Raw genomic sequence first — 24,634 nt, 5'->3', positions numbered from 1 at the left:
GCTCACCCATGTCACCCTAAGTCCTGAGAATGCCTAACCCCGCTTCCCGTTCAATATAATCGGCTAGATTAATAAAATCATCGCGGGGATAACAAATTCCGCCCACCAGTTTAAACGCTAACTCACTGCGAGCTTCTTCGGGATTTTCCAGTAAATGAATTCCCCAATAATACAGTTGATCACTAGAGCGAATACAAGCGTATTTTGGATCAATACAATGAAACTTATTGTCGAATGCTTTAACCTCATTATACGTATTCAAAAACGTATCTCTGAGCAACCGCAATCGCCTCTTAGACCCCGGATATTTAAAATTATTGACCAGCACAAATAAGTGAGCTTGTTGATTGAGTTCTCGGATTCCTTTTACCGTATCTTTAATCACTTGACCATGTTTGTTCAGTCCCAAGGGATTTAAGGTAGTCGGAATAATACAATAGTCAAATTGACTCACCAGCTCTTTGGGGTTACGTTCTAAGGCAGGTGAGCAATCACAAACGACTACTTTACAATCCCGTGCTGCATCTTCATGCCACTCACGCCAATCATAGACAGCAATATAGGTACTCGCCCCAACACCTCTAGGGCGGGGGACATCCACCCCATCTCCTAATAGCTTTTGCAGGTTTTGTTCCGGGTCTAAATCGACGAGTGCTACATTAAATCCTTCCAAAGCAAACGCGCCAGCTAAATGAGCAGATACTGTCGTTTTGCCAACGCCACCTTTACAGGTAAAAACCCCAACATAAATTTTACCTGGTTTCGGTGGTTCTGGCGGTGGTAATTCATCTTCATTAACCCAGAGAATTTGGTTATCCGCCGTAATTCCACATTGAATTTTAGCATCTGAACCCCAAGAGCGAATTAAAGCATTCGCGGGCGCACCATAGCCTTTGGTAGTGAGAAAAAAGCCACAGTTAAAGTTTTGACCTGCTTTCGATTCTAAAAACCCTAAAAATCTGAGGATTTGGGGTTTTTGGACATTACTAATCAACCATTTCAGATGAACCGCACCAACTTGACCCTCTTTGCTAACCACTAAATCATACTCCGGCGGCTTGGGGTCGGGAGTGGTGACTGTCCACCCCTCGTTTTGAAAAATAGTTGCTACATGTTGCTCAAACTGAGCAAAGTCTCTCATATAAGGCGGCTTTCGAGATGATGACATAACTACGATGAAGTAATAAGTAATAAGTAATACATCAAAAAGGGGATGCCAGAGAGGATAAACCGTTGTTTTTACTTACACACATTTTGCCCAATAAGTCAACCCTTGTTTTTAAGGGACTCTCTGGACTATTGTAACTTTTATCACCAATTCGCCCCACTTTTCTGGTGATTGGGGAAGAGGTGATTGCGAAGACCCAACGCGCTGGCTAGTGGAACCTGGTTTGTCGGGGTGGGTTTCACTATTAAGATTTGTTGTCACCCTGATGTTACTCGCGCCCGCCCCCATCTCCCTTGTGTCCCCCATCTGTGTGATCTGTGTGATCTCTAGTCTCTATAAAAAAGCGGTACTGTTTATAGTTTAAGCCCCTAGATGGATGCATTTGTTCTAAACGCCTCAACAGTGGATTCAATTTAATTCGCCAGAGGGATGTACGTTAATTAATTCTTCTGTAAATTGAGAAGTGGAATACATATTGATGATTTTCGAGGACTTATTATGGCTCAGACAAATCCTTCAGATCGCCAAGCCAAGACAAAAGAGCAAATTAAATCCGATAACTACGACAGAAACATCGTTCCGGCGGAAACAGCCGCCCGTAAAGAACGGGAAGGAGATAACTATAAGGCAAAAATTACGCAAGATAAGCAAAGCAATCCTGATAGTATCGACACCACTGAAGGTTATACAGTAGACAACGAAGGCTTGGTAAATAACTTTGCCATAGAACCCGAAATGTATGTCAACGAACCGGGTGACTTGCGCGAAAAAGAAGAACAAGAGACGGCTAAACGTCGCCAAGAACTTCAACAACTCGATGAAGAACGCGAAGGCGAGTTGACGATGGAAAAAGATGAGCGTGGTAGAGGACCCGGACTTATCTAAGATAGATATGCAAAACTGATTACCTTTTGATAATTGAATACCATTTGGTACAGAAGAGGGCAGTCAACCCTCTTTTTTTAGGGAATTTAGGTAAGTATTAACTTTTGTAAATCATAGGTTTCAGCCCAAATACTAAGTAGTCGGACTAAATTAAAGTTAACGGTTGGGATTGGGAAAAAGGGAAAGCAGCCTCCCATTCCATCACTTATTGTGGCTTAATCTTTTATCATAAGGATATTAAAAGACATCGTATTTATCAATGAATGTTTGGCAAGCGGATTTTTATCGGCGTCCCCTGCGAAATGAAACTGGACAAGTTTTGTGGGAATTATTGATTGGCGATACTATAGGCAACGTTATCTATCAATCATTCTGTCCTCAGCCAGAGGTAACCCCTGATTGGTTGGTGTCTCAGGTGCAAGTCGCGGCGGCTAAAACAGGGTTACCGGATGCTATTCAAGTCTTTCGCCCCCAGTCGTTCAATTTGTTTCAGGAGGTTGGAGAACGATTGGGGATTAAGGTAGAAGCGACACGACGCACTCCAGCCTTAAAGCAACGATTACAAGAAATAGCCTTGCAGTATCAACAGCACGAGAATTACACAGGGGAAGCGTACAACCCCCTTGGCTTGGACAAACCGCCACCTGTACCCTTACCCGAAAATCTCTGGGGCGATCGCTGGCGATTTGCTACTATTCCCGCAGGGGATATTGAGGAGGGGTTTGCCCAACGCCCGATTCCGATTTTACAGATGCCAAATGAACTCTTACCTTTCCATTTAGGTTTAGCCTCAACGGTAGCTATTCCTGGAGTTGTGATTGATGGGGGACGCCAGTCCATGCCATTGGCACGTTGGCTGCAAAAGGTGCTACCTGTAACACTTAATTATATCCCAGGTGCGCCGGATGGGTTAATTTTAGAGGCGGGGTTAGTAGAACGCTGGGTGATGGCAACATTTGAAGATGAAGAGGTTGCTGCGGCGGCGAGGTTGTATGAACAGCGTAAGCAACAGAGTCAGGGGTTGAATTTTTTATTGGTGCAACCGGATGATTCGGGAATGACGTATACCGGGTTTTGGTTATTGATGGCTGATTGATTTTGTCATTTGTCATTCGTTTATGTCATTGGTTATTAGGCATCTTTAATGTTGATGAAGGGCGGGTTTTGTGGAAAGGTTATCCGTAGGTATTCCAATTAAATGGCTAAACCCGCCCCTACAGTTAGTTTTCATTCTTCGACCCAACCTACTTATCCGATTCATTCTGTTTACGCTCTTTGAGAAAGTATGTGGTCATTTCTCCCTTACCTTTAACATGAATTGAACCACGTTCTTGAAAAACGTATTTATCTTTTAAGTGTTCATACGTGGCATCGGAAACCTGAATATAACCAGGAAGACCATGGGATTCCATGCGACTGGCGATATTAACTGTATCGCCCCACAAATCATAAATAAACTTTTTCAACCCAATCACCCCAGCGACTACCGGACCACTGTGAATGCCAATACGCATCCTGAAAGCTTGCCCTTGTTGAGCATTAACCGCATCAATTTCCCCTTGCATATCCAGGGCAAATTCAGCAACGGCTTCAGCATGATCTCGACGCGGTAAGGGTAATCCGCCGACAACCATATAGGAATCCCCAATCGTTTTAATTTTTTCTAAGCCATGGAGTTCCACTAAACGGTCAAATCGCGAGAAAATTTCATTGAGCAGATTGACCAGTTCGGTGGGTGAGATTTCTCCCGATAGGCGAGTAAAGTCCACAATATCAGAGAAGAGAACTGTGGCTTCTTCAAAACTATCGGCAATGGTATCTGAGTCTTTTTGCAGGCGTTTGGCAATAGATGCTGGCAAGATATTCAGGAGTAGATTTTCTGCCTTTTCTCGTTCAGTAATCAGGTTTTTGGCAGAAGACTCTAAGGCATCTAACATAGAGTTAATCCTTTGTGCTAGGTGGGTTAATTCATCATTCCCCTTGGCGCTAACTCGCAGCGAGAGGTCATTACTCGTGCCAACTTGCTGTACATTTTTACTCAGTCTAGCTAGGCGAGACAGTACCATTTTTTCCAAGAGAAAAAGAGTGCCTACGCTAAAGAGAATCCCTAAGCCTAAGAGGGATAGAATAAGATAACGTAGGCTAACGCGACCTTGTTGATAGATTTCTCGCGGGATGTCGATTTGGACGAGTAAAGCGGGCTGACCAGAGATATCGCGGAGTAGGGTATAACCTGCGATCGCTTCTGGGCTTATAATCTGGATCAAGATGGGAGTTTGATTGGGTTTGGAATCCTGCTGAGATAGGGTAGACCGCACAGTTTGTAATTGAGCAGGTAATTGAGTATTATCGAGTCGGTAGACCTTAAGATTGAGTTGGGTGAGTTTAGCTAATGCCTCAACTCGCTGGTCATTGAGGTAGCGACCCATAATCAAAGACCCACGTATTATACCTGCTTCCTCGTTGGTGAGAATCGGGTTAGAGGCAATCATTAGTGGTCCCTGGGGTAAGAGAATTAAACCTGTAATGCTACTCGTAGTATCCGGGTGCTGTAGTAGGACACTCTCGGAATTCAGTTGTTGGATTAAGGGAGTGGGAATAGGGGTTTCTTGCTGCTGGTCTAACTTAAAATGTTTACCAAAAACGAGCTTATCTTGACGGTTAAAGAATAAAACCAGGTTTAGGTTGATATTAGTCAGATTTGTATCTGATAGATTCTCCTGAATATAACTTCGATTGGTACTTTCAATAAACCCATAAGTATCATCCCACTCACCATAATCAGCCGCTAAAACAGCTAAACTGTCCAATTCCTCGAATACCGCCTCCTGTACCCGTCGCACATTACGATACGCATGTTGTTCCTCAATTTGCGCGAAACTGCGGATTAAAATCAGTGATAGACTGGCGTAGAGGACACCGATTAAACCCGCAAGGGTGAGACCGATGAGGAGTAGGGTTTTCTGGCGCAGGCTCATAATTTAAGTCGGGGAGTGGCGGACAAGGGAGATAAGCCGGACTGTCGGGAGTAGTTCTTTCTCCCTACAAATTAAAGTACTACAATTCAAGGCGATAAAGGAAGAAATTCAGTAAGGCGTAAGTTATTCTGTCTTCCTCTCTTCGGGTTCCCCCGTCTCCAGAGTCTCTCAACCCACCCTACTAATTCGAGTTGGATTGAGAATCTCTATCTCTCAAGGTATATTTTCTTAAACTTATATTTAAGATCATTTACCAATAAGTTTCTATCTTTAGTTCAAGGTGCGATTAAGAGTTATACATTATTCTGATATTTAAGCGCAGTTAGTTTTTGAATAACTGTGCAGGCAGGTTTTTCCTCTATAGCTATACTCAAAAGGAATTTATGTTTTTTCACAAGAAAGAGACCATTCAGCCAGTTAATATTGAGACAGAACATCCTCAATTTGCACAACTTCTGTTAGAACAATTCGGTGGAGCTACGGGTGAACTCACTGCGGCTTTACAGTATTGGGTGCAATCTTTTCACTGTGAAGATCCTTCCATCCGGAATATGCTTCAAGATATCGCTGTTGAAGAGTTTAGCCATTTAGAGATGATTGGCAAACTGATTGAATCCCACACCAAGAATGTTGATCAGACTGACGCTTACAAAAGTACGCTATTTGCAGTACGGGGAATGGGTCCTCATTTCTTAGATAGTCAAGGGTCGGCTTGGACAGCTGCTTATATTAATGAAGGTGGCGATATTGTCCGTGACTTACGAGCAAATATTGGCGCGGAAGCTGGCGCTCGTCAAACCTACGAAGCACTAATCAAAATAGCGCCTGATCCGGGAACAAAAGAGACGCTTGTACACCTACTCACCCGCGAAATTTCCCATACAAAGATGTTTATGAATGCATTAAATTCTATGGGTAAGCTCACTGATCCAATGTTTGGCAACATCGAACCCGATAGCACTGTTGATCTGTACTATAACTTATCAACTGAGTCAGACGGAACTCCTCAACAAGGTGATAAGCCGTGGAATTCTGCACCCGACTTTAAGTATGTGGCTAACCCCATAGTTAGTCATTCTTCAAGGAGCGAGTAACCCCCTGGGGACTCCGGCGACTGGAAGGGAGCTGTTGGTCAATTAACCAGGGATCTGACCTCTCCCTAACCCTCCCCTTGGCAAGGGGAGGGAACAATACTGAGAAAATTTTTCACTAATTGTTGGAGGTGGCTTGGTTCATGAGTTGCCATTACACAAATGCGAATCCGACTGGTGGGAACGGTGGGAGGACGAATTGCTGGGACAAAAATACCTGCTGTTTTTAGCTGTTGTGCCGTGGTGAGAACGTCTTTAGCGCTGGGAAATTGAAGGCAGAGAATAGGAGATTCAGACGGCAATAATTTGAGATGGGGTAATGTTTGGGTAATTAGAGATTGGAGCATTTCTACATTCTGCCAGAGTTTAGCGCGACGTTGGGGTTCTTTTTGGATAATTTCAATCGCGGTTAAAGCGGCGGCGGTATCAGCCGGAGATAATCCAGTGGTATAAATCCAGCTAGAGGCGCGATTTCTCAAGAAATCAATTAAAGTCGCTGAACCTGCGATATATCCCCCTAAACTTCCTAACGCTTTACTCAGGGTTCCCATTTGAATCAAGGGTTGTCCAGTACAGCTAAAATGTTCTACACAGCCTGCACCTGTAGTCCCTAAAACACCAGTAGCGTGGGCTTCATCTACCAATACCATGCAGCTAAATTGATCAGCAAGTGATACAATTTCAGGCAAAGGACACAGATCCCCATCCATACTAAAAACGCTATCAGTGGCGATGAGACAACGGCGGTAATTTTGCCGATGGTGAACCAGTTGACGCTGTAAGTCTTCTATATCAGCATGGGCGTAGTCGATAACCGTTGCACCACTTAAAATTGCCCCATTTTTTAGGCTAGAGTGATTATACTGATCTGCCAGAATCAAATCACGCTTTCCGATTAAAGCCGCGATCGCACCTAAATTTGCCAGGTAGCCAGAACTAAATACCAGTGCGTCTTCAGTTTGTTTCAGGGATGCGATCGCACATTCCAATTCTCGATGCAATTCCCGATGTCCACTGAGTAACCGAGAACCCGTACTCCCTGTACCATAGTCCTTTGTCGCCCTAATCGCCGCTTCAATTAAGCGATCATCCCCCGCCAATCCCAGATAATCATTACTCGCAAAATTAATCACCTCTCGCCCTGCCAATTTTACCACCGCACCCGGACGACTTTGCAGCGTTTGGACTGAACGATACCAGTTAGCTTTGTGGATAGTGACAAGAGAATCTTCTAACCAAACATAAGGGTTAGTTCTCATATTGTCTCCCCCTTATTTCTTCCCCAAAATTTCTTTGCCAAATCCGCCAACTCCCTCTGCGCCCTCTGCGTTAACCTCTGCGCTCCTCTGCGTTAAAAAAATATAATTTCTATGCTCACCAATTTCTTTATTTATCAACATCTCCAGTTTTATCTTTTTGTTCTTCCGCCTTAGAAATACCCTCAACCAAACCCATTTCAAAAGCGATATCAGGTAAATCTTCAGCCTTATATCTTCCAGGTTGAAATATCTCTCCTGGTGTTAAACACATTTGTTTCAGTTCAACAACCTCAGTTGGCGCAAATAATCCTTTCCATCTTCTATTTTCAATGCCCATCTCTAATACTCCTTTTTCCCGATTTTTGCCATAAGCTGAAAAATCATCTCCCCAGCTTATTCTATCTCAATTCCAAGCAAGCCAAGGGTGGGTCTATCAGATTAAGTGTACCACCGCGAGTCCTCAATCTGTCGCTGGTTCCATGATTTGGGTGAGCGTCGTGAAAAGGCGATCGCAACTCGGTGCAGCTTGACGGACTTTTGCCACATCTAACCGTTCGAGAATTTGTGCCGCATGACGAGTTTTGTGATAGTCTTTTTTTATTGTTTTACAAGTAGCTGCTTTTAGAGATGATTCAAGTTTATTTTTATCGATGTTCTCGACCTGGGAAGTTTTTGGGATAGCACTTTCTTGAAATCCCTTACCATAGTAATCCTTTAAAGCTTCAATATCAGCAACAAACCAGGATTCCATTGTCTGAACCATAAGATAGCAGTGGGTGTTATCAGTCCCCAAGGAATCCCACTGATCTTCAACCCTATTTTTCAGGTATTCCCAGGGTTTTTGTTGATCATCAACCGCTCCTTCTGCATCAACCAGCATGACAATAAAAGCATCTGGATGTTTTTTAAGCGCAATTCTAAACGCTTTGTAGGTATCTCCTCTAGACCCACACAGTTTAAGTGTTTTCATTTTAACATTTTGACGTTTTGCCACCTTATAGAGAGGCTGAAAGAAATGACGAAATCCCTGACGTAGTTGAGGATCACCTTCAATATAGATGTGGATTTCTTTTACCATCGAGTTCCCCCAATTTCACCCATACGCCAGAGATGACCTAGAGAAAATTCTTCCAGCCATTCTTTGAGATTTTCCGGATCGAGACGTTGCAGGTGAGTGCCTTTTTCATCTCGCTCACATACCAGTACAGCTTCAGGCGGAAGTGCGGAAACTAAAGCATCGGAATGAGTGGTAACAATTAATTGTGTTCGCCCAGATGCTTCAATCAGTAATTCAGCAATGGTGGGTAAAATATCCGGATGTAAACCAATTTCTGGTTCTTCAATACAGATGAGTGGTGGGGGATTTGGATCAAGGAGTATAGCTAATAAGAACAAATAACGGATTGTGCCATCGGAAAGCCGATTAACAGGCAGGGGTTGAATTATACCCTCTTCACGGATAAATAATTGAACTGTACCACCAGATATTCTGACAATAATTTCTTCAACATCTTCATAATTTTTTTTGATGTAATCAATAATCGTCCTGCTTCCTAACTGATATTGTAAATAATTAAAAACTAAACCCATATTACTTCCATCTTCTAGGAGAGGATGTTCAGGTAGAGATGTAGTTTGAGGCTTTCTTAATTTTGACGTAGAACCAATATGCCATTCATTATATATACAAATATCTTTAAACTGATTATATAAATAGGTAATTTCAGGATTTTGTTGAGGGGATCTGATTTGAGCTATAATCGACTGATTATTCACAAGGGGATTTTTTGTCGTCATGGGTTTGATCCCCTGATCTTTAAAGTTAATTAAGGGATTCCCCTGTTGATAACGATAGAAAAAATCTACATCTTCATCATCTGGGCGAGTTTTGTATTGATTCTCTATACACTCATCTACAATCTCTAGGTTTTGATGCACTTCAGTGAAATTCAATCTATAGCGCAAAGGGATAGTTGGATAATCTATAGTTGCCTCAATTTCAGCTATGGGGTTTTCCTGTTCCCCCTGCCAAAACCACTCGCGGATAGTACCACCTTGACGAATTGCCGTCATCAAATTTTTGGGTATAGCTCTGAGGAGTCCAATGGCTTCAATTAAATTAGATTTACCAGAGGTATTAGGACCAATAAGCAAATTTAGAGGCTGCAATTCAATTTCTTCACCTTCACTACCATAGGATAGTAAGTTTTTGAGTCGCAGAGTATGAATTAATCGTTTGCCTTCCATGTTGTCCGCCTCGGTCACGTCTTTATTATTTTAGAGCAATCCAGCCGTTGAACGATTTTGATCCGGATGAGTAGCCAGTCACCTCGAATCCTAAGTGAGGAACATCTACCTGAGGCAATCAGCTCTCGACTATGAATCGTATTCAACCGTATTTTATCCCCGCGATCGCAGGAATTATTATTGCTGGTTTCAGTAGCTGGGGTTGGCTAGCCGCAAATGGTAAGGGAACTCCTAGTAATCTTGTCGAAAATTCCTCTGAGTCATCATCTCTGACTACGGCAAATCCTGACTCAACCGCCTCCCTTATCGCTCAACCCGATTCCTCTGTCATCCCTGAAGTGAATCCAGCCTCGACTCCCCAACCTGCTGATGCTGTCAAAACCATAACTCTTAATATTTATCGAACTGACAGCCAATGTGAAACCCTTATCCCTGAACCCGTTGCTGTTGCAGCAGAAACCCCAGTAACGGCGTCCGTGGGAAACGTTATCGCCCAAGTTAGTTCGGGTGACTTGGATTTAACGGGTTATCGCGTTAACCTCAATAACGGTATTGCTACTATCGATTTGCGCTTATCTCCGGATTCCCAACGTCAATTTATCTCCCTCTCGATGTGCGAACAATTGGCATTATTTGGTAGTATCCGCAAAACATTGTTAGAAAACCCCAGACTCAATATTAAAGACGTTCGTTTTACAGACCAAGGACGAGATATTGTACTTTAATCGTCATTCGTTATTAGTCATTTGTTTGCTCCCCCTGCTCCCCCTGCTCCCCCAGCTCCCTCTGCTCCCTCTGCTCCCCCAGCTCCCTCTGCTCCCCCATCCCTCATCCCTCATCCTGAGCCAACTCGCTACAATCTAGAAGAATATCAGCTTAAGATTAGCGTAATTTGCATGATTCCTACAGTTATCGAACAATCGGGTCGCGGTGAACGCGCCTTTGACATCTACTCTCGTCTGCTGCGGGAACGTATCGTTTTTCTCGGACAACAGGTTGATTCAGATTTAGCTAACTTAATTGTGGCTCAACTGTTGTTCTTAGAAGCCGATGACCCCGAAAAAGACATTTACCTCTATATCAACTCCCCTGGTGGTTCTGTAACCGCAGGAATGGGGATTTACGATACCATGAATCAAATCCGTCCCGATGTCTGCACCATCTGTGTGGGTTTGGCGGCGAGTATGGGTGCGTTTCTCCTGAGTGCTGGGGCGCAGGGTAAGCGGATGAGCTTACCCCATTCCAGAATTATGATTCACCAGCCCTTAGGCGGCGCTCAAGGACAGGCGAGTGATATTGAAATTCAGGCAAAAGAAATCCTGTATCACAAACAACGGCTCAACCACCTTTTGGCTGAACATACGGGTCAACCCCTTGACCGAATTTCTGAAGATACAGAACGGGACTTCTTTATGTCAGCCGAGGAAGCCAAGGAGTACCGCTTAATCGATCAAGTGATTGATCGGCGTCCTTCTGCAACCAAGACTCCAGCTAAGGTGGGCTAGCCAATTTGAATTGGCAAGAGTTTTGAGTTCTAAGTTCACTCAAAACTTAGTCGGGGCGGGCGCGAGTTACATCCCTTTTGAAATAAGAAAGGATAGTAGTGAAACCCGCCCCTACACAACATTCAAAACTCATACCCGATTATTCGGGTGTCGGTTCTAATTCGAGATGATGCAAGAAGTCGAGTAACTCTTCATCGGTTAACAACTGACGCGATCGCTTACCATAAGTTTCGATGAGGTAATCCCGTCCCTGTTGATTTGTCCAACCCAGCCGTTTGAGTTCTACATTGGTTCGGGCAATAATTTCGGAAAAGTCAATGGGTGTTTCGGATTTGGGTTGATTGTGACTATCGGGTTCAGCTTCCTTTTGTGCAGGTGCATCAGATGGGGGTGGTGTTAATTCTGGCTCAAACAAAGACTGAGTGACTCCCACTGGGGTGGGTGTTTCTTCCTTAAACATGGGTGTCTGTGGTGCTGATACTTCCTCCGTTAAGGAAAGCGGCTCAACTGTCTCAGGAAGCGTTACTGTCGGTTCAGGGGTTGGGCTGGATTTTGTCTCAGTCAAAGGGGGTGGCTCAACCGTCTCTGGGAGGGTTTCCTTCGGTTCAGGGGTTTGAGTGGATTTTTCCGATATGGGGTGGGTATCTATTGGACTAGGGCTTGGAGTGTCTTCAACCTCAGGTGTTGATTCCAGACTTTCTGAGGAAAAAGCGGGAGGCGAGTTGGGAATTGACTCAGGGGATGAGGGAACTTCAGCCGCCGCTACTGACGTTTGGGGATGGCTAAGGGGTGGGGACGTTTCGGCGTCTGTAGTACTCTCGTGATCAATCGCTAAAACGGTTATTGCTCGAAGTCTTGCTTGGTCTTCTGCTAATTCTACCGTTTTAGCAGCAGCTAGACCGGTTGACCGGGTTACGCCATCGATTTCCACGCTGACACGCACGATATACTGACCGTGATCGATGGCTAAAAGCTCACTAATCAGGTTCCCTTGAGGATAACAAACTCGGAATTTATTCAACATATACTCCATTAAACTTTACTCAACGCGGTACATTGACACGATATATTTCGGACTGTCCGGATAGACAACGACAGTATTGTTGGTACGGTGAGGGCGTGTCGATCCAAACATGTAACATAAAGTTACATAAATGACTCAGGACAGTCCTGTGGCTTTTGAAACGACCCGGAACAAGAATGGGCAAGTATAAGCCACCCTTTGGTGAACGGGCATTTAGTACAAATTTACCAATTATTTTCCACCTGTTGAACTTCGGCATAACAACCGACGTTTAAAGGCATAACTTTTGATGCTTGACTTCCAAGGTAGGGGTACGAGAATCTACAATAATGACATACTGTCCCAAGTGAGCTGTAACTCACGGACTCTTGCCGCAACGCGACGCCAGCGAGCGAACAGCGGCAATTATCCGAAACAGGTCGTGGGTTAACGTGTGTCCGTAAACCTGAACTGGATAGCTCAAGCCCTATCCGCTCGCGATCGCGTCCCTGAAGAGACGGTTGTATTCTGACAGATCCTATTCTATTTCTATGACTGCTCCGTCAGATGAGGCGCGATCGTTCTCGAAAAGGAAAATAGCTCTTCTGGCAAGAGATGCCATTACCGTTGCCATAGCGATCTTGATCGGTAAGCATTCTGGCATCAAATCCACGGGATTCTCTCAGCCCTTCTTTTATGAGTGATTTGAGCGTCAGTTTCAGTCAGAGAACACGGATATAGGTCAATGGGAGCAACTGGAAAGCACCGTTACCCATTGACCCTCCACGTTTGGAGTAAACTCCCCCACACTAACGCTACGGGTAGCGTATTGCCATTAGGCAAATTCAAGTAAACGCCGAATCAAAGAAAAAAAAGGATTGTTGGATGGAATTTTCAATCGCTACATTACTCTCCAATTTTACCGATGACAAGTCAGTCGCCCCAAAAGTTTTGGAAAAGAAACTGGGGTGTCAGGACGACGAAAATATGCAAAAACTCCAGATTGCTCTGGATGTGCTGGAGAAAGTTGGCATTTTGGAAAAAGAACGGGGTCGGTATCGACGAGTCTATGAAGAGGATGTGGTCGAAGCCAAACTGCGCTGTTCGAGTAAAGGATTTTGCTTTGCCATTCAAGATGTTGAAGGCGCCGATGATATTTACATTCAAAAGAATCATCTGAGTAGCGCTTGGAATGGCGATCGCGTTTTGGTCAAAGTTACCAAAGAAGGAAGTCGTCGCCGTTCTCCAGAAGGACAGGTACGGTTGATTCTTGAGCGAGTGAATCCCTCGGTACTTGCACGAGTCAGACAGGCTGAAGATGGCACTTATCACGCTGTCCCCCTGGATGATCGCCTACTATTTGAACTAGATCTGCGACCCAACATCGCCCCTCTGGAGGAGGCGGTTGATCATCTAGTTCATGTGCAAGTTCTGCGCTATCCCCTGGGACAAAACCCACCCCTGGGCAAAGTGGCTCGCGTTTTGGGAAGTGATGCCGAAGACGCCGCCGATACGGATATAGTTTGTTGTAAACACGATCTGCGCCGCCAATTTCCCAATTCAGTGTTAAAGGCTGTCGAAGGGTTACCCGACTCACTCCGCAAGACCGATTTGAAAAATCGCCTGGATTTGCGGAATCGGCTGACGATGACGATAGAAGACAAATCAGACTCCCTAGATAGCGCCATTGTCGAAAATGCCTTTACTCTAGAAAAAACCAAGACCGGAAATTGGCAGGTAGGCATCCATATTGCAGATGTAGCCCATTGGATACCCCTAGACTCACCCCTCGATAGAGAGGCGCGAAAGCGAGGAACTGCTGTGTATTTGGGAGATACGGTTCTACCCATACTCCCGGAAAAACTCCTGTCTCAGGTGTCCCTCGTACCCGGTGAAGATCGCTTAACCCTTTCAATGCTGTTAACTTTAACTGAATCCGGACAACTCGTAGAATTTGAAATTCAACCCAGTGTTATCCACGTAGATCACCAGCTCAGTTATGAACAAGCACAGGCTTTATTAGGAGGACATGAACAAAGCAAACCCGAACTCGCACCGATTGTAGAAAAGCTCAAGGAACTCTTCTTTAGCTTGTCTCCAGCACTCAGAGCCGTGCGACAGCAACGAGGCGCCTTTGAATTGAATGGAACATTGCCAAAAGAAGCCATTGCTCGACCCCTTCCCCACAGCAAAGATGAAGGACGACACGGTGCGATAATGGTTTCGGCGTCTATGCCGTTGCGATCGCTCCTGACAGAACTGATGGTACTGGCAAATAAAGTGGTAGCATCCCATTTGCACGCCTTATCCTTGCCAGGAATTTACTGTGTCCATCCGACTCCCGATTTAGAACGGCTGGAAGATTTGCTCAAGTTAGGGAGTAATCTAGGACTCGATGTCGAGCAATCCTTGGAGGAAGATGTGACGTCCCAAGATTATCAGCGCTTGACCCAAATGTTGGCGAAATCAACGGCGGCTAAAGTCCTGAATCACTTACTTCAGGGAACCTTAAAACCGATTGGTTATAGTTCTAAACCTGGATTGCACTTTGGTTTAGCTGATGATACCAGCTATTGCCACGCTGTCTCTCCCGTATGGCGCTATGGGGATTTATTTGTCCAACGGGTCTTAGAGTACACCTTCTTAGAAGGACGCGATCGCCGTACCACTCGGTCTAAAGATCGGGTCAATCTTCACCACAGTAGCGCCCATGGCAATATTAACTGGAATGTTTTACCCCCTGATATTCAACAAGAGTTGGAAAGTCAATTAAGCACCTTGGTTCCCCATCTCAATGACCGGGAAAAGCTAACCGAAGATGCGGAAATTGATTTAGAGGGCTTGAAAAAAGCCGAGCAGATGAAAGAACGCACCGGTCATGTATTCAGTGGTTTAATTACAGGAGTGCAATCCTATGGATTCTTTGTCGAAATTGAAGATTTGTTGGTGGAAGGATTGGTTCATGTCAGTTCCCTGAAAGATGACTGGTATGAATATCGCTCTCGTCATGCTTGTTTAGTCGGTCGGAAAAACCGCACAGCTTATCGATTGGGCGATCATGTAGAAGTTCAAGTCAAGAGCGTGGATTACTACCGTCAACAAATTGACTTGGTAACCGTTAGTGGCGGTAGCGTGGCGAGTAATGAAGATTTAGAAGATTAATCGTTTTGGCTTATGGCTTATGGCTTATGTCTTCGGTCTTATGCCATTGCCTTGAGCCATAAACCATCAACAATCAACCATCACCAATGACCAATGACTACCTGGTATACTCTCAATCTTGTCGATGTTCTCAAACAGCTTAATACCGATGCCACCATCGGGTTAAGTCACAAAGAGGCTCGTCAACGTCAGGACATCTACGGACTCAATGAGTTAAACGATCGCCCCCTGGAAAGCCCCTGGAAAATCTTGTGGGAGCAGTTTAGTGCAACGGTGGTGGTGGTGCTGATTGTGGCGGCTGTGATTTCGGCTCTGTTGGGTGAATATAAGGATGCGATCGCGATCTTCGCAATTGTGGTATTTAATGCCATCCTCGGCTTTCGCCAAGAATACCAAGCCGAACGCGCGATCGCAGCACTGAAAAAGCTGGCGGTTCCGACGGTGAAAGTGCGTCGCGATGGCATCCTCGAACAACTGTCCGCCCGTGAACTGGTGCCGGGGGATATCGTTATCCTAGAATCTGGAAACTTAGTCCCGGCTGACTGTCGGTTGCTCGAAAGCAGCAATCTCCGCACCTCAGAAGCTTCACTCACCGGGGAATCTGAACCCATTGATAAAATTGCCCAGAAGATTACCACAGCTAATCTGCCTTTGGCAGAGCGACAGAACATGGCGTACATGGGTACAGTGATTAGCTATGGGCGGGCATTAGCCGTGGTGACAGAAACAGGCATGAAGACAGAACTCGGTCAGATTGCCAAAGCGATTCAGGGGATAGAACGGGAAGCAACCCCCCTCCAGCAACGGTTAGACCAATTAGGATGGATATTAGCGATCGCGATTTTAATCTTAGTCCTGGTTATTTTTGGTTTGGGGCTACTCCAGGGCGAATCGGTTCGCTTGATGTTCCTCATGGCAGTCAGTTTAGCCGTTGCCGCGATTCCCGAAGGATTACCCGCCGTCGTCACCATCGCCTTAGCATTGGGCGCTCAACGGATGCTGACACAGCGAGCCTTGATTCGTAAATTACCCGCCGTGGAAACCTTGGGTTCGGTAACAACGATTTGTTCGGACAAAACCGGTACCCTCACCCAGAATCGGATGACGGTTACTCATCTGGACGTGATTGGGCATCAAATTGAGTTGGCGATGCCAGAACTTGATGAGTTAATGATGCCCTCACAGAAGGATGAACAGTCTAAGCTGTTAAAAGAGGAACCCACCACCGCCTTACTACTCACGGCGGCGACTCTGTGTAATGATGCGATCGTGGAGTTCCATCTGGAGCGAGCCAACCCAATTCAGGTGCTTGGAGATCCCACAGAAAGCGCTCTGATTGTCGCCGCCACCCGTTTTGGTTTATGGAAAACGGATATAGACTATGCTTTTGAACGGATAACCGAGGTTCCCTTTGACGCTGAACGCAAACGCATGACCACGGTTCACGAACTCCCAACTGCCACAGACAAACGTCCCGATGAGCTAAGTTGGCTTAAGCCTTGGGAATTACTCTTTAATCAGGCGTCCTATATTGCCTTTACCAAAGGTGCCGTTGATAGTCTCTTAGATATTTCCACTCAGGTTTGGTTTGATGATCAGATTACCCCATTAAACGATAGTTGGTATGAAAAAATTTCTCATGCCAATAACCAACTGGCGGAAAATGGAATCCGTGTTCTCGGTATCGCGGTTCGTCCCATAGAATCTCACCTCCTCGCCACACTTCCCCTAGAACGACACGAAGATGTTTTAGAGAAAGACCTGATTTTTATCGGCATGATTGGTATGATCGATCCGCCGCGCCCGGAAGTCAAACAGGCGGTTCTGACTTGTCAGAAAGCCGGAATTCGCCCCATGATGATTACCGGAGATCACCCCCTAACCGCTCGCTATATTGCCTCAGAAGTGGGTATTTCTAGCAACGGTTTAATGTTAACGGGTCAGGATATGGCAAAACTGTCACTCTCAGACTTAAGCGAAAGGGTTGATGAGGTGTCTGTTTATGCCAGAGTTTCGCCCCAGAACAAATTAGATATTGTTCAGGCGCTGCAAAACCGGGGACATATTGTGGCAATGACAGGGGATGGCATCAACGATGCACCCGCTTTAAAAAAAGCCGAGATTGGCGTAGCAATGGGGTTAACGGGTACAGATGTGGCGAAAGAAGCGGCAGATATGGTGCTGCTCGATGATAACTTTGCCACGATTGTGGCAGCGACTCAAGAAGGACGAGTGATTTACGATAACGTCCGTAAGTTTATTAAATATACATTAACCGGGAATTGTGGTGAACTGTGGGTGATTATATTAGCACCATTTTTAGGGATGCCTTTACCATTGCTTCCTTTACAAATTCTCTGGATTAATTTATTGGCTGATGGATTGTTAGCCTTGGCATTAGGCGTCGAACCGGCGGAGCCGAATATCATGTCCCGTCCGCCTCATAATCCGAAAGAGAGTGTCTTTAGTCGGGGAGTGGGTCGAGATATTGTTTGGATTGGGTTACTTCTGGGACTTGTCTTATTGGTTGTCGATTATCACTATTGGTTTACGGGTCAAGCGGCTTGGCAGACGATGGTATTTAGTATATTGGCGTTTTCCCGCATCGGTTTAGCTCAAAGCATGAGATCTGAGCGAGAATCCATATTTACTTTGAATTTACTCTCGAATAAGCCATTATTAGGCGCGGTTGTTTTAACCTTTCTATTACAACTTGCGGTGGTGTATGTCCCATTCTTACAGGATATTTTTAATACGACAGGGTTATCACTTTCTGATTTAGGCATTAGTCTCGCCATGAGTACAATTGTGATTTGGGCGATGGAATTGGATAAAGGGTTGCGTCGATTCACTATTTAATTCGCTCCCACCCGCCCCGATCGCATCCCAGACGAGAACAGATTTATGATGTTGGTAGGATGCCCTGAGTAGGCATGATTGTTTGGCACGATTGGGGTGGAGAGGGGGCGGGTTTAGATACGTTAACACCATAAAGGCTTGAGAATGGTACTCTTCAGATAGATGACAATTCCGGCGGCGAAAGGCTAAGTCTTAAATCAGTACTATACTGCTCATTGGCAAAGGAGAATAAAGTGGCATGAAATCAAAATCCTGCGATCGCAACCCCAATCGTTTTGCTGATGGAACTCAGCAACCGGGAAAGCGAACAGCCAGTTTTTACGGGGTGCTATCCATGATTGGCACAGGGATTACCATTTTGGGTGTCGCAGGCTGCTCTAACCCATCCACAGTCTCTTCTGAGCAACAAACCACGGCTCAAGTCATTGAAGATGACAATGATATCCGCGATCGCGCCCTAGAGCCAACCCCTAAAGATACCAACTTTGTGGTGAGAGTGGTGAACAAAGTTGAACCAGCAGTGGTGCGAATTCATACAGAAAAAACCATAGAAACCCAGATTCCCGATGCCTTTAATGACCCCTTCTTCCGGCGTTTTTTTGGGAGTTCAGTTCCTCAGCCTCAAGAACGTATTGTGCGCGGTATTGGTTCGGGTTTCGTGATTAGTGATAATGGAGAAATTATCACTAATGCTCACGTTGTTAATAAAGCCGACACCGTAACAGTATCCTTTCCCGATGGTCGCACATTTGAAGGTGAAGTCTTGGGCGAAGATCCTGTGACCGATATTGCCGTAGTCAAAGTATCCGCCGACGACTTGCCAACGGTGGAACTAGGTAATTCTCAAGGGTTGCAAACCGGACAATGGGCGATCGCGATCGGAAATCCTTTGGGGTTACAAGAAACAGTAACCGTCGGCGTAATTAGTGGGATTGACCGTTCCAGTAGCGAGGTTGGTGTTCCCGATAAGCGGATTGGCTTTATTCAAACCGACGCCGCCATCAACCCCGGTAACTCTGGCGGACCATTACTCAATGCGCGGGGTGAAGTAATTGGGGTTAATACTGCTATTATCCAAGGAGCCCAAAAAACATCATTTCGCCAGTGACTGGATCAATTTTGGGATGCGCCGTAAATGGAGACGCTAACTTGTCCTCGTAGGTATAAGCGCCAATCGTCTCTAACTCCGGAAGCTTAATCGCGTAGGGTTCCCCCCCTTCCCACAGCGCCAGAAAATGACCAGCGTGCCAGATAACAGAGGTATTCGCAACATTTTTAACCGAGGGAGGGGAGTCCTCGTCCTTAGGCGGTTCCATTAACCCTGTCCAGATAGCATGACCCGCTTCTCGCTCTTTCTCAAACCCTGGAGTCCGGACATAGCGATCGCGGTAAGATGCTTTACCATTACTAATGTGTACCCCATGTAACATCCCATCGCCATCAAACCAATGATATTGACCGATAGGGGGAAACTGAGGATTCGGACCATTACGAACAAACATCCCGGATAAATCCGCAGGAAGTTCACCAATGACGGTTAGTTCATCCGCCGTGATTTCGTCCTGCACTGGGGCAAAATTCCCCGCTAAAAAAGGATTGACGGCTGTTGTATTCATCTTGTTCACTGAAGTTGTTACCTACAATTTGGGGAAAAAATTCCCACTATCCTCCATTGTGTCTTGCCGAGAGAGAGTCAAGACGGCTGCTGAAGCACGCTAATCCTCAACCTTTTGCTTCAGTACGACTAAGGTAATATCATCAAATGCAGTTCGGCAAAAAACAATTCCACATCCACAGAATCGCAAACCTGATCAGATACAAATATGATGAACCTGGAAAGTCAAGCCTTTAGCGCCAACGAGATGATTCCTTCCCAGTACACCTGTGATGGAGAGGAGATTTCTCCCGAACTCCACTGGGATGCACCCCCCATAGGAACCCAGAGCCTTGCTTTAATTGTCGATGACCCGGATGCTCCTGGGCAAACCTTTGTGCATTGGGTTGTCTATGATATCCCCCCGGAAACTCGCCAGTTGTCTCCAGGAATTCCGGCGCAAGAGCCACTAGCTAAAGGCGGTACTCAAGGTAAAAATGATTTTGGTAATTTAGGGTATGGGGGTCCATGTCCTCCCAGTGGTATCCATCGCTACTTTTTTAAACTCTACGCCCTCAATCGCACATTGGGATTAGACGCAGGTGCAACCAAAGCGCAGCTTCAAGCCGCGATGAGTGGTCATATTCTGGCAAATGGGGAACTGATTGGACGTTACTCGCGAGCTTAATTGGGTTAAAGTGAGGGGTTTTCTCTGTTACAATCCTCTTTGTTCAAAACTTCTGCTCTTAAAACTGGCACTGCAACCCTTACCTATGCCCCTTGAGGATGTCCTGATGTCTAGCTCTGGTTGGCGTAAACCAAAACCATTACACTCAATAGCGACGAGAAGATTAGCTGTGTCCAAGCCGACTCTATTTCTGGTGAGTAGCCTATTCCTCACCGGCGTGACGATAACCATAACGCCTGTAGCTCAAGCGAGTCAACCCCAGCTAGTGAGCCAGCTACAGCCGGAACAACAGCAGCTGCGTGAATTACTCCGCCAAGCGCGAGACTTGGTGGATGCAGGAAATTATCCTCAGGCGATCGCAGCCTATCAACAAGCGGCTAATCTAGATCAAGACAATGCCAGGATTTTCTCCGGAATCGGTTATCTCCAGGCGCGTCAGGGAAACTTCCGAGAAGCGGCGAGAGCCTATCAACAGGCAATTGCCCTTGAACCCAATAATGCAGAATTTCAGTATGCTCTTGGCTACAGCTTAGCCAATGCCGGAGAGAATGCGGGAGCCGCTGAGGCGTATCGTCAAGCACTGAGACTTGAAAGCAACCATATTAATTCCTATTGGGGATTGGGGGTTGTCCTCCTGCGTCAAAAAGATTATGACGGAGCCATTCAAGTTTACCGCCAACTCATCAGCCTTCAACCCAAGAATGCTCAAGCTCACCAGTTGCTGGGTAGCGTTTTTCTCCAGCAGGGGCGTCCCCAAGAGGCGATTCAGGCACTCCAACAAGCCGAAACCTTATCACCTCTGGATAGTAATATTCAGCTTACATTGGGAATGGCTTGGTTAAATCAGGGCGATATCGACACCGCACTGAAGGTTTTTGACCGAGCGGCAAAATTAGAACCCAATAGTAGTCAAGTTTATCTGCAAATTGGCAAAATTCTCCAAGCTCAAGAAAATTTCGCCGGTGCATTGAAAGCCTTTCAACGAGCCGTGGCGGTGCAATCGGATTTAGTTGAAGCTCAAGCCGCTATTGGTGAGATTTTACTCACTGAGGAAAATTACTTAGAAGCTATTGTTGCCTATCGGCGCTTAATTGAAATTGCCCCCCAAGACGCCCAAGCCCATTACAAGTTAGGATTAGCTTTAAAAGGACGGGAGCGCATTGCTGAAGCGATTACTTTTGTGGAAAAAGCGCGTGATCTCTTCCGTCGTCAGGACAATCGCGATGGCGTCAAGCAAGCTGAATCTTTGCTACAGGATTTAAAGAAAGCGCAGCGTTAAACTGGGTTCGTAGTCGGGGATGCGAGCCTTTCATTCTGTTAAGCTTCCTGCGTCAACCCAACCGACTCGTTCACTAGAATGTCACTCACATCTTGCACCATTCAAGGGCAAAGCAAATTTTAGTAGCGTGGCACACCTAAGCAAGATGAATGACGCTTACGCCCGGAAACCGTAGGGGCGCAAAGCCTTCATTGGTGTCAACTTAAGCGCTAAAAGGTTTGTAGAGACGTGCCATGGCACGTCTGGGAGCAGGGGAATGCTCTTGCTGATTGCTCTTTCTCCTGTAAGACGAAAGAATTTCGTCGCATTAATCTTAACCCCCAAGAGTAAATTATTAGATTACCTGCGGTAGTATCTGAAGACTCCAATTACTGCACCACATCCCGCATATACCGATTCCATAATTGTGCGGCTTGGGCGCTACTTCCTCGCGTGGGTGAGTTATCGTCATTGCCTAACCAAATCCCGGTGACTAACTCCCGACTGGGTATAAAGCCAATAAACCATAAATCTACATACCGATCCGTGGTTCCGGTTTTCCCCGCTTCTCCTAAACCTATTGCGGCTGAACCGCCTGTGCCATTTTGCACGACCCCCCGCAACATCGTGGTCATCGTCTGGGCAACCGCAGGGGCTACAGCTTTAACCCCCCCTTCCCCATTTTCCTCAAATTCATAGATTACCCGACAGGTGTTCGGATCATTCTCATCGGCACAATCCCCACTATCGAGAATCCGTTTAATCCCATGGGGACGATTCCACACCCCATTATTCGCGATCGCGCTATACGATCCAGTAATCTCTAACACATTCACTTCACTTTGTCCAATTGCCAACCGGGGAACCGGCTCAAGCTTCGAGCGAATTCCTAATCGTCGCGCCGTTTCGATCACATTACCTAATCCAGCATCCATTGCCACCCGCACCGCAATCACATTCTCTGATTGCGCTAAACCGGTGTACATATTCACCGCACCCCCGGAACGTTCGCACCCACGCAAACCATAAGCTGGGGCGCAGGAGTAGGTTTTTCCTGGTGGAATCCCTTGGGCTAAGGCGGCGGTGTACTCAAACAGTTTAAATGTCGAACCGGGTTGTCGTTGGGCTTGAGTTGCCCGATTAAACTGACTTTGTTGGTAATCAACCCCTCCTACCATCGCCCGAATCGAGCTATCTGTGGTATTCAGAGTCACCATCGCCCCTTGAGAAAAGCGTAATTGCGAACCCGTGGTACTGACAAAACTACGCAGCGATGATTCTGCCTTTGCCTGAGTCTGCAAGTCTAGAGTGGTTTCCACAATAAAGTTCCCTTCTTGCGCCAACTCCGTACCCAGTAAATCCCGCAGTTCCTCAAACACGTAATTATAGAAATAGGGAGCTTTGGTGCTATTTAGGAATTCACGGGCTTGAGGGCTTACCTCAATTCGCGATCGCCTTGCCCGTTGTGCTTCCTCATCACTAATCATTCCCATTCCCCGCATCCGGCTAATTACCCGATTTCGCAAGCCCAACGCCGTATCATAATCCTGAACCGGATTATAACTATTCGGTGCTGGCAAAATCGCCACCAGAGTGGCGGCTTCGGAAAGGGTTAAATCTTTTGCCGATTTATCGAAATAAAATTGGGCAGCATCTTCAAACCCATAAGCTTCTACCCCTAGATAGATGCGGTTTAAATACGTCCTTAAAATCTCATCCTTGCTGTAAAATGTCTCCAGCTTCAGTGCCACAATGGCTTCCCGGAGTTTGCGGGCAGCACTATTATCTCGTCCGACATATTCGGTAAACAAACTGCGAGCCACCTGTTGACTAATCGTACTCGCCCCTTCTTTGATTCCACCCCCGCGAATATTTCGGACTAACGCCCGCAAAATTCCATAAGGATCTACACCAAAATGCCAATAATAACGGCTATCTTCTGAAGCAACTAAAGCTTTTGGTAGATAGGGTGAAAAATCCGATAACCGTTTTAGTTCTCGGTGAACCTCAGTACGCGGTTGACGCAAGGGAACCTGATCACGAGAATAGACGACAACGGGTCCTTGAACGCCGCTGGGTAGGGGTCGCACGGGGACTTTTAACCATTCAATCCCAATAATTAAGGCAATTAACGCGGTTAATCCACCCACCCCATAGAGGCTGTAACGAATACCGAGAATATACCAAGGCGGCGGATCAACATATTGTAGTTTAACCGAGGCGGCTAATTCCGGTGGACCAATGGTGAGAATATCCCCATGGCGCAAGGCTAAACACGGTAGGCGGCGTCTACCGCGATAAATACCATTCGTGGAATTTTCATCTTTGAGAATAAACGTTCTACCCGATCGCCCATAGCGTTCCAGGGACAAATGAATCTGACTCACCACTGGGTTTCGCACCACAATATCGCAGGATTTAGAACTGCGTCCCAGCAAATAGCGATCGCCTAATAGGGGGTATACTTCCGCCTTATCCGCACCTGCATCTTGCACCCACAGTTCTGGAACTTTGGCATTCGGCTTTAGCGCCAGTGCTTCAAAGTTAACTTTGGCTTGAATCGTCTGAACAGCCTGAGTCAACTGACCTAGAATGGTTTTCGGCGGTTGGGGAGGTTTGGGAGAATTCATTTCCTCGTGGATGGTATTAAATCGGGTGTCTTGTTCCTGGTTTAGCGTTCATGGTTCATTGTTCATGGTTCATAGGGTTGTTCGGGAGAATGACGTTGCCTGAGAACTTCTACATTACAATTTAGCGTGTTTGAGAGAGGACGGAGTGAGGGAGCAGGGGGAGCAGAGGGAGCTGGGGGAGCAGAGGGAGCAGGGGGAGCTGGGGGAGCTGGGGGAGCAGGGGGAGCTGGGGGAGCTGGGGGAGCTGGGGGAGCAGAGGGAGCTGGGGGAGCAGGGGAAGATGAGATTCACGATGATCCCTTGGGTT

General features: G+C 46.1%; 20 protein-coding genes and 1 pseudogene. 12 read left to right on the top strand and 9 right to left on the bottom strand.

The features are described from left to right. Window positions 1-16: 16 nt before the first annotated feature. Window positions 17-1,168 (bottom strand): nucleotide-binding protein, encoded by a 1,152-nt coding sequence (locus ACLGGO_RS22160; protein WP_446420930.1) that lies wholly within the window; start codon window positions 1,166-1,168, stop codon window positions 17-19. A gap of 498 nt (window positions 1,169-1,666) precedes the next feature. Between ACLGGO_RS22160 and ACLGGO_RS22155 the strand changes: the two genes are divergently transcribed. Beyond that, complete coding sequence (locus ACLGGO_RS22155; RefSeq protein ID WP_446337222.1) at window positions 1,667-2,053, top strand: hypothetical protein; 387 nt, start codon at window positions 1,667-1,669, stop codon at window positions 2,051-2,053. Window positions 2,054-2,312: 259 nt separating this feature from the next. After that, the gene (locus ACLGGO_RS22150) at window positions 2,313-3,149 is read left to right on the top strand and encodes a Tab2 family RNA-binding protein (protein ID WP_446420929.1); all 837 of its coding nucleotides are present in this window, start codon (window positions 2,313-2,315) and stop codon (window positions 3,147-3,149) included. A 148-nt stretch (window positions 3,150-3,297) separates the two neighbouring features. Here the strand turns inward: ACLGGO_RS22150 and ACLGGO_RS22145 are convergent, their stop codons facing one another. Continuing rightward, on the bottom strand, window positions 3,298-5,031 hold the full coding sequence (locus ACLGGO_RS22145) for an adenylate/guanylate cyclase domain-containing protein (RefSeq protein ID WP_446420928.1): 1,734 nt from the start codon (window positions 5,029-5,031) through the stop codon (window positions 3,298-3,300). Window positions 5,032-5,414: 383 nt separating this feature from the next. On the opposite strand from ACLGGO_RS22145, the gene ACLGGO_RS22140 reads away from it, so the two are divergent. Next, window positions 5,415-6,125, top strand: coding sequence for a manganese catalase family protein (locus ACLGGO_RS22140; protein ID WP_446337219.1), 711 nt, complete (start codon window positions 5,415-5,417; stop codon window positions 6,123-6,125). A 65-nt stretch (window positions 6,126-6,190) separates the two neighbouring features. Here ACLGGO_RS22140 and bioF read toward each other — a convergent pair whose 3' ends face one another. The 4 genes from bioF to ACLGGO_RS22120 all read right to left on the bottom strand — a co-directional run bounded on the left by bioF (window position 6,191) and on the right by ACLGGO_RS22120 (window position 9,628). Then, window positions 6,191-7,381, bottom strand: coding sequence for an 8-amino-7-oxononanoate synthase (gene bioF / locus ACLGGO_RS22135; RefSeq protein WP_446420927.1), 1,191 nt, complete (start codon window positions 7,379-7,381; stop codon window positions 6,191-6,193). A gap of 127 nt (window positions 7,382-7,508) precedes the next feature. Beyond that, on the bottom strand, window positions 7,509-7,718 hold the full coding sequence (locus ACLGGO_RS22130; RefSeq protein ID WP_446420926.1) for a hypothetical protein: 210 nt from the start codon (window positions 7,716-7,718) through the stop codon (window positions 7,509-7,511). 123 nt (window positions 7,719-7,841) lie between these two features. Next, window positions 7,842-8,459: a DUF4276 family protein gene (locus tag ACLGGO_RS22125; RefSeq protein ID WP_446420925.1), complete on the bottom strand. Its 618-nt coding sequence runs from the start codon at window positions 8,457-8,459 to the stop codon at window positions 7,842-7,844. Continuing rightward, window positions 8,453-9,628 carry an AAA family ATPase gene (locus ACLGGO_RS22120; RefSeq protein ID WP_446420924.1) on the bottom strand — a complete coding sequence of 392 codons (1,176 nt, stop codon included), beginning with the start codon at window positions 9,626-9,628 and terminating at the stop codon, window positions 8,453-8,455. The genes ACLGGO_RS22125 and ACLGGO_RS22120 overlap by 7 nt, the downstream gene beginning before the upstream one ends. A 131-nt stretch (window positions 9,629-9,759) precedes the next feature. On the opposite strand from ACLGGO_RS22120, the gene ACLGGO_RS22115 reads away from it, so the two are divergent. Then, window positions 9,760-10,353: a sporulation/spore germination protein gene (locus tag ACLGGO_RS22115; RefSeq protein ID WP_446337214.1), complete on the top strand. Its 594-nt coding sequence runs from the start codon at window positions 9,760-9,762 to the stop codon at window positions 10,351-10,353. Window positions 10,354-10,524: 171 nt separating this feature from the next. After that, complete coding sequence (gene clpP / locus ACLGGO_RS22110; RefSeq protein ID WP_446337213.1) at window positions 10,525-11,133, top strand: ATP-dependent Clp endopeptidase proteolytic subunit ClpP; 609 nt, start codon at window positions 10,525-10,527, stop codon at window positions 11,131-11,133. A gap of 139 nt (window positions 11,134-11,272) precedes the next feature. On the opposite strand, the gene ACLGGO_RS22105 is transcribed toward clpP, so the two are convergent. After that, a complete protein-coding gene (locus tag ACLGGO_RS22105) occupies window positions 11,273-12,157 on the bottom strand; it encodes a hypothetical protein (RefSeq protein ID WP_446420923.1) in 885 nt (294 codons plus the stop codon). 530 nt (window positions 12,158-12,687) lie between these two features. Between ACLGGO_RS22105 and ACLGGO_RS22100 the strand changes: the two genes are divergently transcribed. From ACLGGO_RS22100 to ACLGGO_RS22085, 4 genes are all read left to right on the top strand, one after another. Continuing rightward, a complete protein-coding gene (locus ACLGGO_RS22100; RefSeq protein ID WP_446355714.1) occupies window positions 12,688-12,840 on the top strand; it encodes a hypothetical protein in 153 nt (50 codons plus the stop codon). 181 nt (window positions 12,841-13,021) lie between these two features. After that, window positions 13,022-15,298 (top strand): ribonuclease R family protein, encoded by a 2,277-nt coding sequence (locus tag ACLGGO_RS22095; RefSeq protein WP_446420922.1) that lies wholly within the window; start codon window positions 13,022-13,024, stop codon window positions 15,296-15,298. Between the two features lie 93 nt (window positions 15,299-15,391). Beyond that, window positions 15,392-18,157 (top strand): cation-translocating P-type ATPase, encoded by a 2,766-nt coding sequence (locus tag ACLGGO_RS22090; RefSeq protein WP_446420921.1) that lies wholly within the window; start codon window positions 15,392-15,394, stop codon window positions 18,155-18,157. 238 nt (window positions 18,158-18,395) lie between these two features. After that, the gene (locus ACLGGO_RS22085; protein ID WP_446420920.1) at window positions 18,396-19,265 is read left to right on the top strand and encodes a trypsin-like peptidase domain-containing protein; all 870 of its coding nucleotides are present in this window, start codon (window positions 18,396-18,398) and stop codon (window positions 19,263-19,265) included. Here the strand turns inward: ACLGGO_RS22085 and ACLGGO_RS22080 are convergent. Beyond that, a pseudogene (locus ACLGGO_RS22080) lies at window positions 19,240-19,773 on the bottom strand (carotenoid oxygenase family protein); the annotation flags it as partial. The gene ACLGGO_RS22085 and the pseudogene ACLGGO_RS22080 overlap by 26 nt on opposite strands. A 207-nt stretch (window positions 19,774-19,980) precedes the next feature. On the opposite strand from ACLGGO_RS22080, the gene ACLGGO_RS22075 reads away from it, so the two are divergent. Then, complete coding sequence (locus tag ACLGGO_RS22075; RefSeq protein WP_446420919.1) at window positions 19,981-20,439, top strand: YbhB/YbcL family Raf kinase inhibitor-like protein; 459 nt, start codon at window positions 19,981-19,983, stop codon at window positions 20,437-20,439. 169 nt (window positions 20,440-20,608) lie between these two features. Then, window positions 20,609-21,718, top strand: a complete 1,110-nt coding sequence (locus tag ACLGGO_RS22070; protein WP_446420918.1) for a tetratricopeptide repeat protein — start codon at window positions 20,609-20,611, stop codon at window positions 21,716-21,718. Between the two features lie 368 nt (window positions 21,719-22,086). Here ACLGGO_RS22070 and ACLGGO_RS22065 read toward each other — a convergent pair whose 3' ends face one another. Continuing rightward, window positions 22,087-24,327 (bottom strand): transglycosylase domain-containing protein, encoded by a 2,241-nt coding sequence (locus tag ACLGGO_RS22065; protein ID WP_446420917.1) that lies wholly within the window; start codon window positions 24,325-24,327, stop codon window positions 22,087-22,089. A 126-nt stretch (window positions 24,328-24,453) separates the two neighbouring features. On the opposite strand from ACLGGO_RS22065, the gene ACLGGO_RS22060 reads away from it, so the two are divergent. Continuing rightward, window positions 24,454-24,634 (top strand): hypothetical protein (locus tag ACLGGO_RS22060; protein WP_446420916.1); only part of this gene is annotated, 181 nt, incomplete at its 3' end.

It is taken from the genome of Coleofasciculus sp., assembly GCF_046565525.1.
Classification (GTDB): domain Bacteria; phylum Cyanobacteriota; class Cyanobacteriia; order Cyanobacteriales; family Coleofasciculaceae; genus Coleofasciculus.
This window is presented reverse-complemented; position numbering and strand designations above follow the sequence as displayed.

Coding starts and splice junctions, on each gene's coding strand:
- ACLGGO_RS22120 (WP_446420924.1), bottom strand. CDS start 9,628: ATGGAAGGCAAACGATTAATTCATACTCTGCGACTCAAAAACTTACTA.
- ACLGGO_RS22140 (WP_446337219.1), top strand. CDS start 5,415: ATGTTTTTTCACAAGAAAGAGACCATTCAGCCAGTTAATATTGAGACA.
- ACLGGO_RS22115 (WP_446337214.1), top strand. CDS start 9,760: ATGAATCGTATTCAACCGTATTTTATCCCCGCGATCGCAGGAATTATT.
- ACLGGO_RS22150 (WP_446420929.1), top strand. CDS start 2,313: ATGAATGTTTGGCAAGCGGATTTTTATCGGCGTCCCCTGCGAAATGAA.
- ACLGGO_RS22065 (WP_446420917.1), bottom strand. CDS start 24,327: ATGAATTCTCCCAAACCTCCCCAACCGCCGAAAACCATTCTAGGTCAG.
- ACLGGO_RS22155 (WP_446337222.1), top strand. CDS start 1,667: ATGGCTCAGACAAATCCTTCAGATCGCCAAGCCAAGACAAAAGAGCAA.
- ACLGGO_RS22095 (WP_446420922.1), top strand. CDS start 13,022: ATGGAATTTTCAATCGCTACATTACTCTCCAATTTTACCGATGACAAG.
- ACLGGO_RS22160 (WP_446420930.1), bottom strand. CDS start 1,168: ATGTCATCATCTCGAAAGCCGCCTTATATGAGAGACTTTGCTCAGTTT.
- ACLGGO_RS22105 (WP_446420923.1), bottom strand. CDS start 12,157: ATGTTGAATAAATTCCGAGTTTGTTATCCTCAAGGGAACCTGATTAGT.
- ACLGGO_RS22075 (WP_446420919.1), top strand. CDS start 19,981: ATGATGAACCTGGAAAGTCAAGCCTTTAGCGCCAACGAGATGATTCCT.
- ACLGGO_RS22100 (WP_446355714.1), top strand. CDS start 12,688: ATGACTGCTCCGTCAGATGAGGCGCGATCGTTCTCGAAAAGGAAAATA.
- clpP (WP_446337213.1), top strand. CDS start 10,525: ATGATTCCTACAGTTATCGAACAATCGGGTCGCGGTGAACGCGCCTTT.
- ACLGGO_RS22125 (WP_446420925.1), bottom strand. CDS start 8,459: ATGGTAAAAGAAATCCACATCTATATTGAAGGTGATCCTCAACTACGT.
- ACLGGO_RS22085 (WP_446420920.1), top strand. CDS start 18,396: ATGAAATCAAAATCCTGCGATCGCAACCCCAATCGTTTTGCTGATGGA.
- bioF (WP_446420927.1), bottom strand. CDS start 7,381: ATGAGAACTAACCCTTATGTTTGGTTAGAAGATTCTCTTGTCACTATC.
- ACLGGO_RS22090 (WP_446420921.1), top strand. CDS start 15,392: ATGACTACCTGGTATACTCTCAATCTTGTCGATGTTCTCAAACAGCTT.
- ACLGGO_RS22130 (WP_446420926.1), bottom strand. CDS start 7,718: ATGGGCATTGAAAATAGAAGATGGAAAGGATTATTTGCGCCAACTGAG.
- ACLGGO_RS22145 (WP_446420928.1), bottom strand. CDS start 5,031: ATGAGCCTGCGCCAGAAAACCCTACTCCTCATCGGTCTCACCCTTGCG.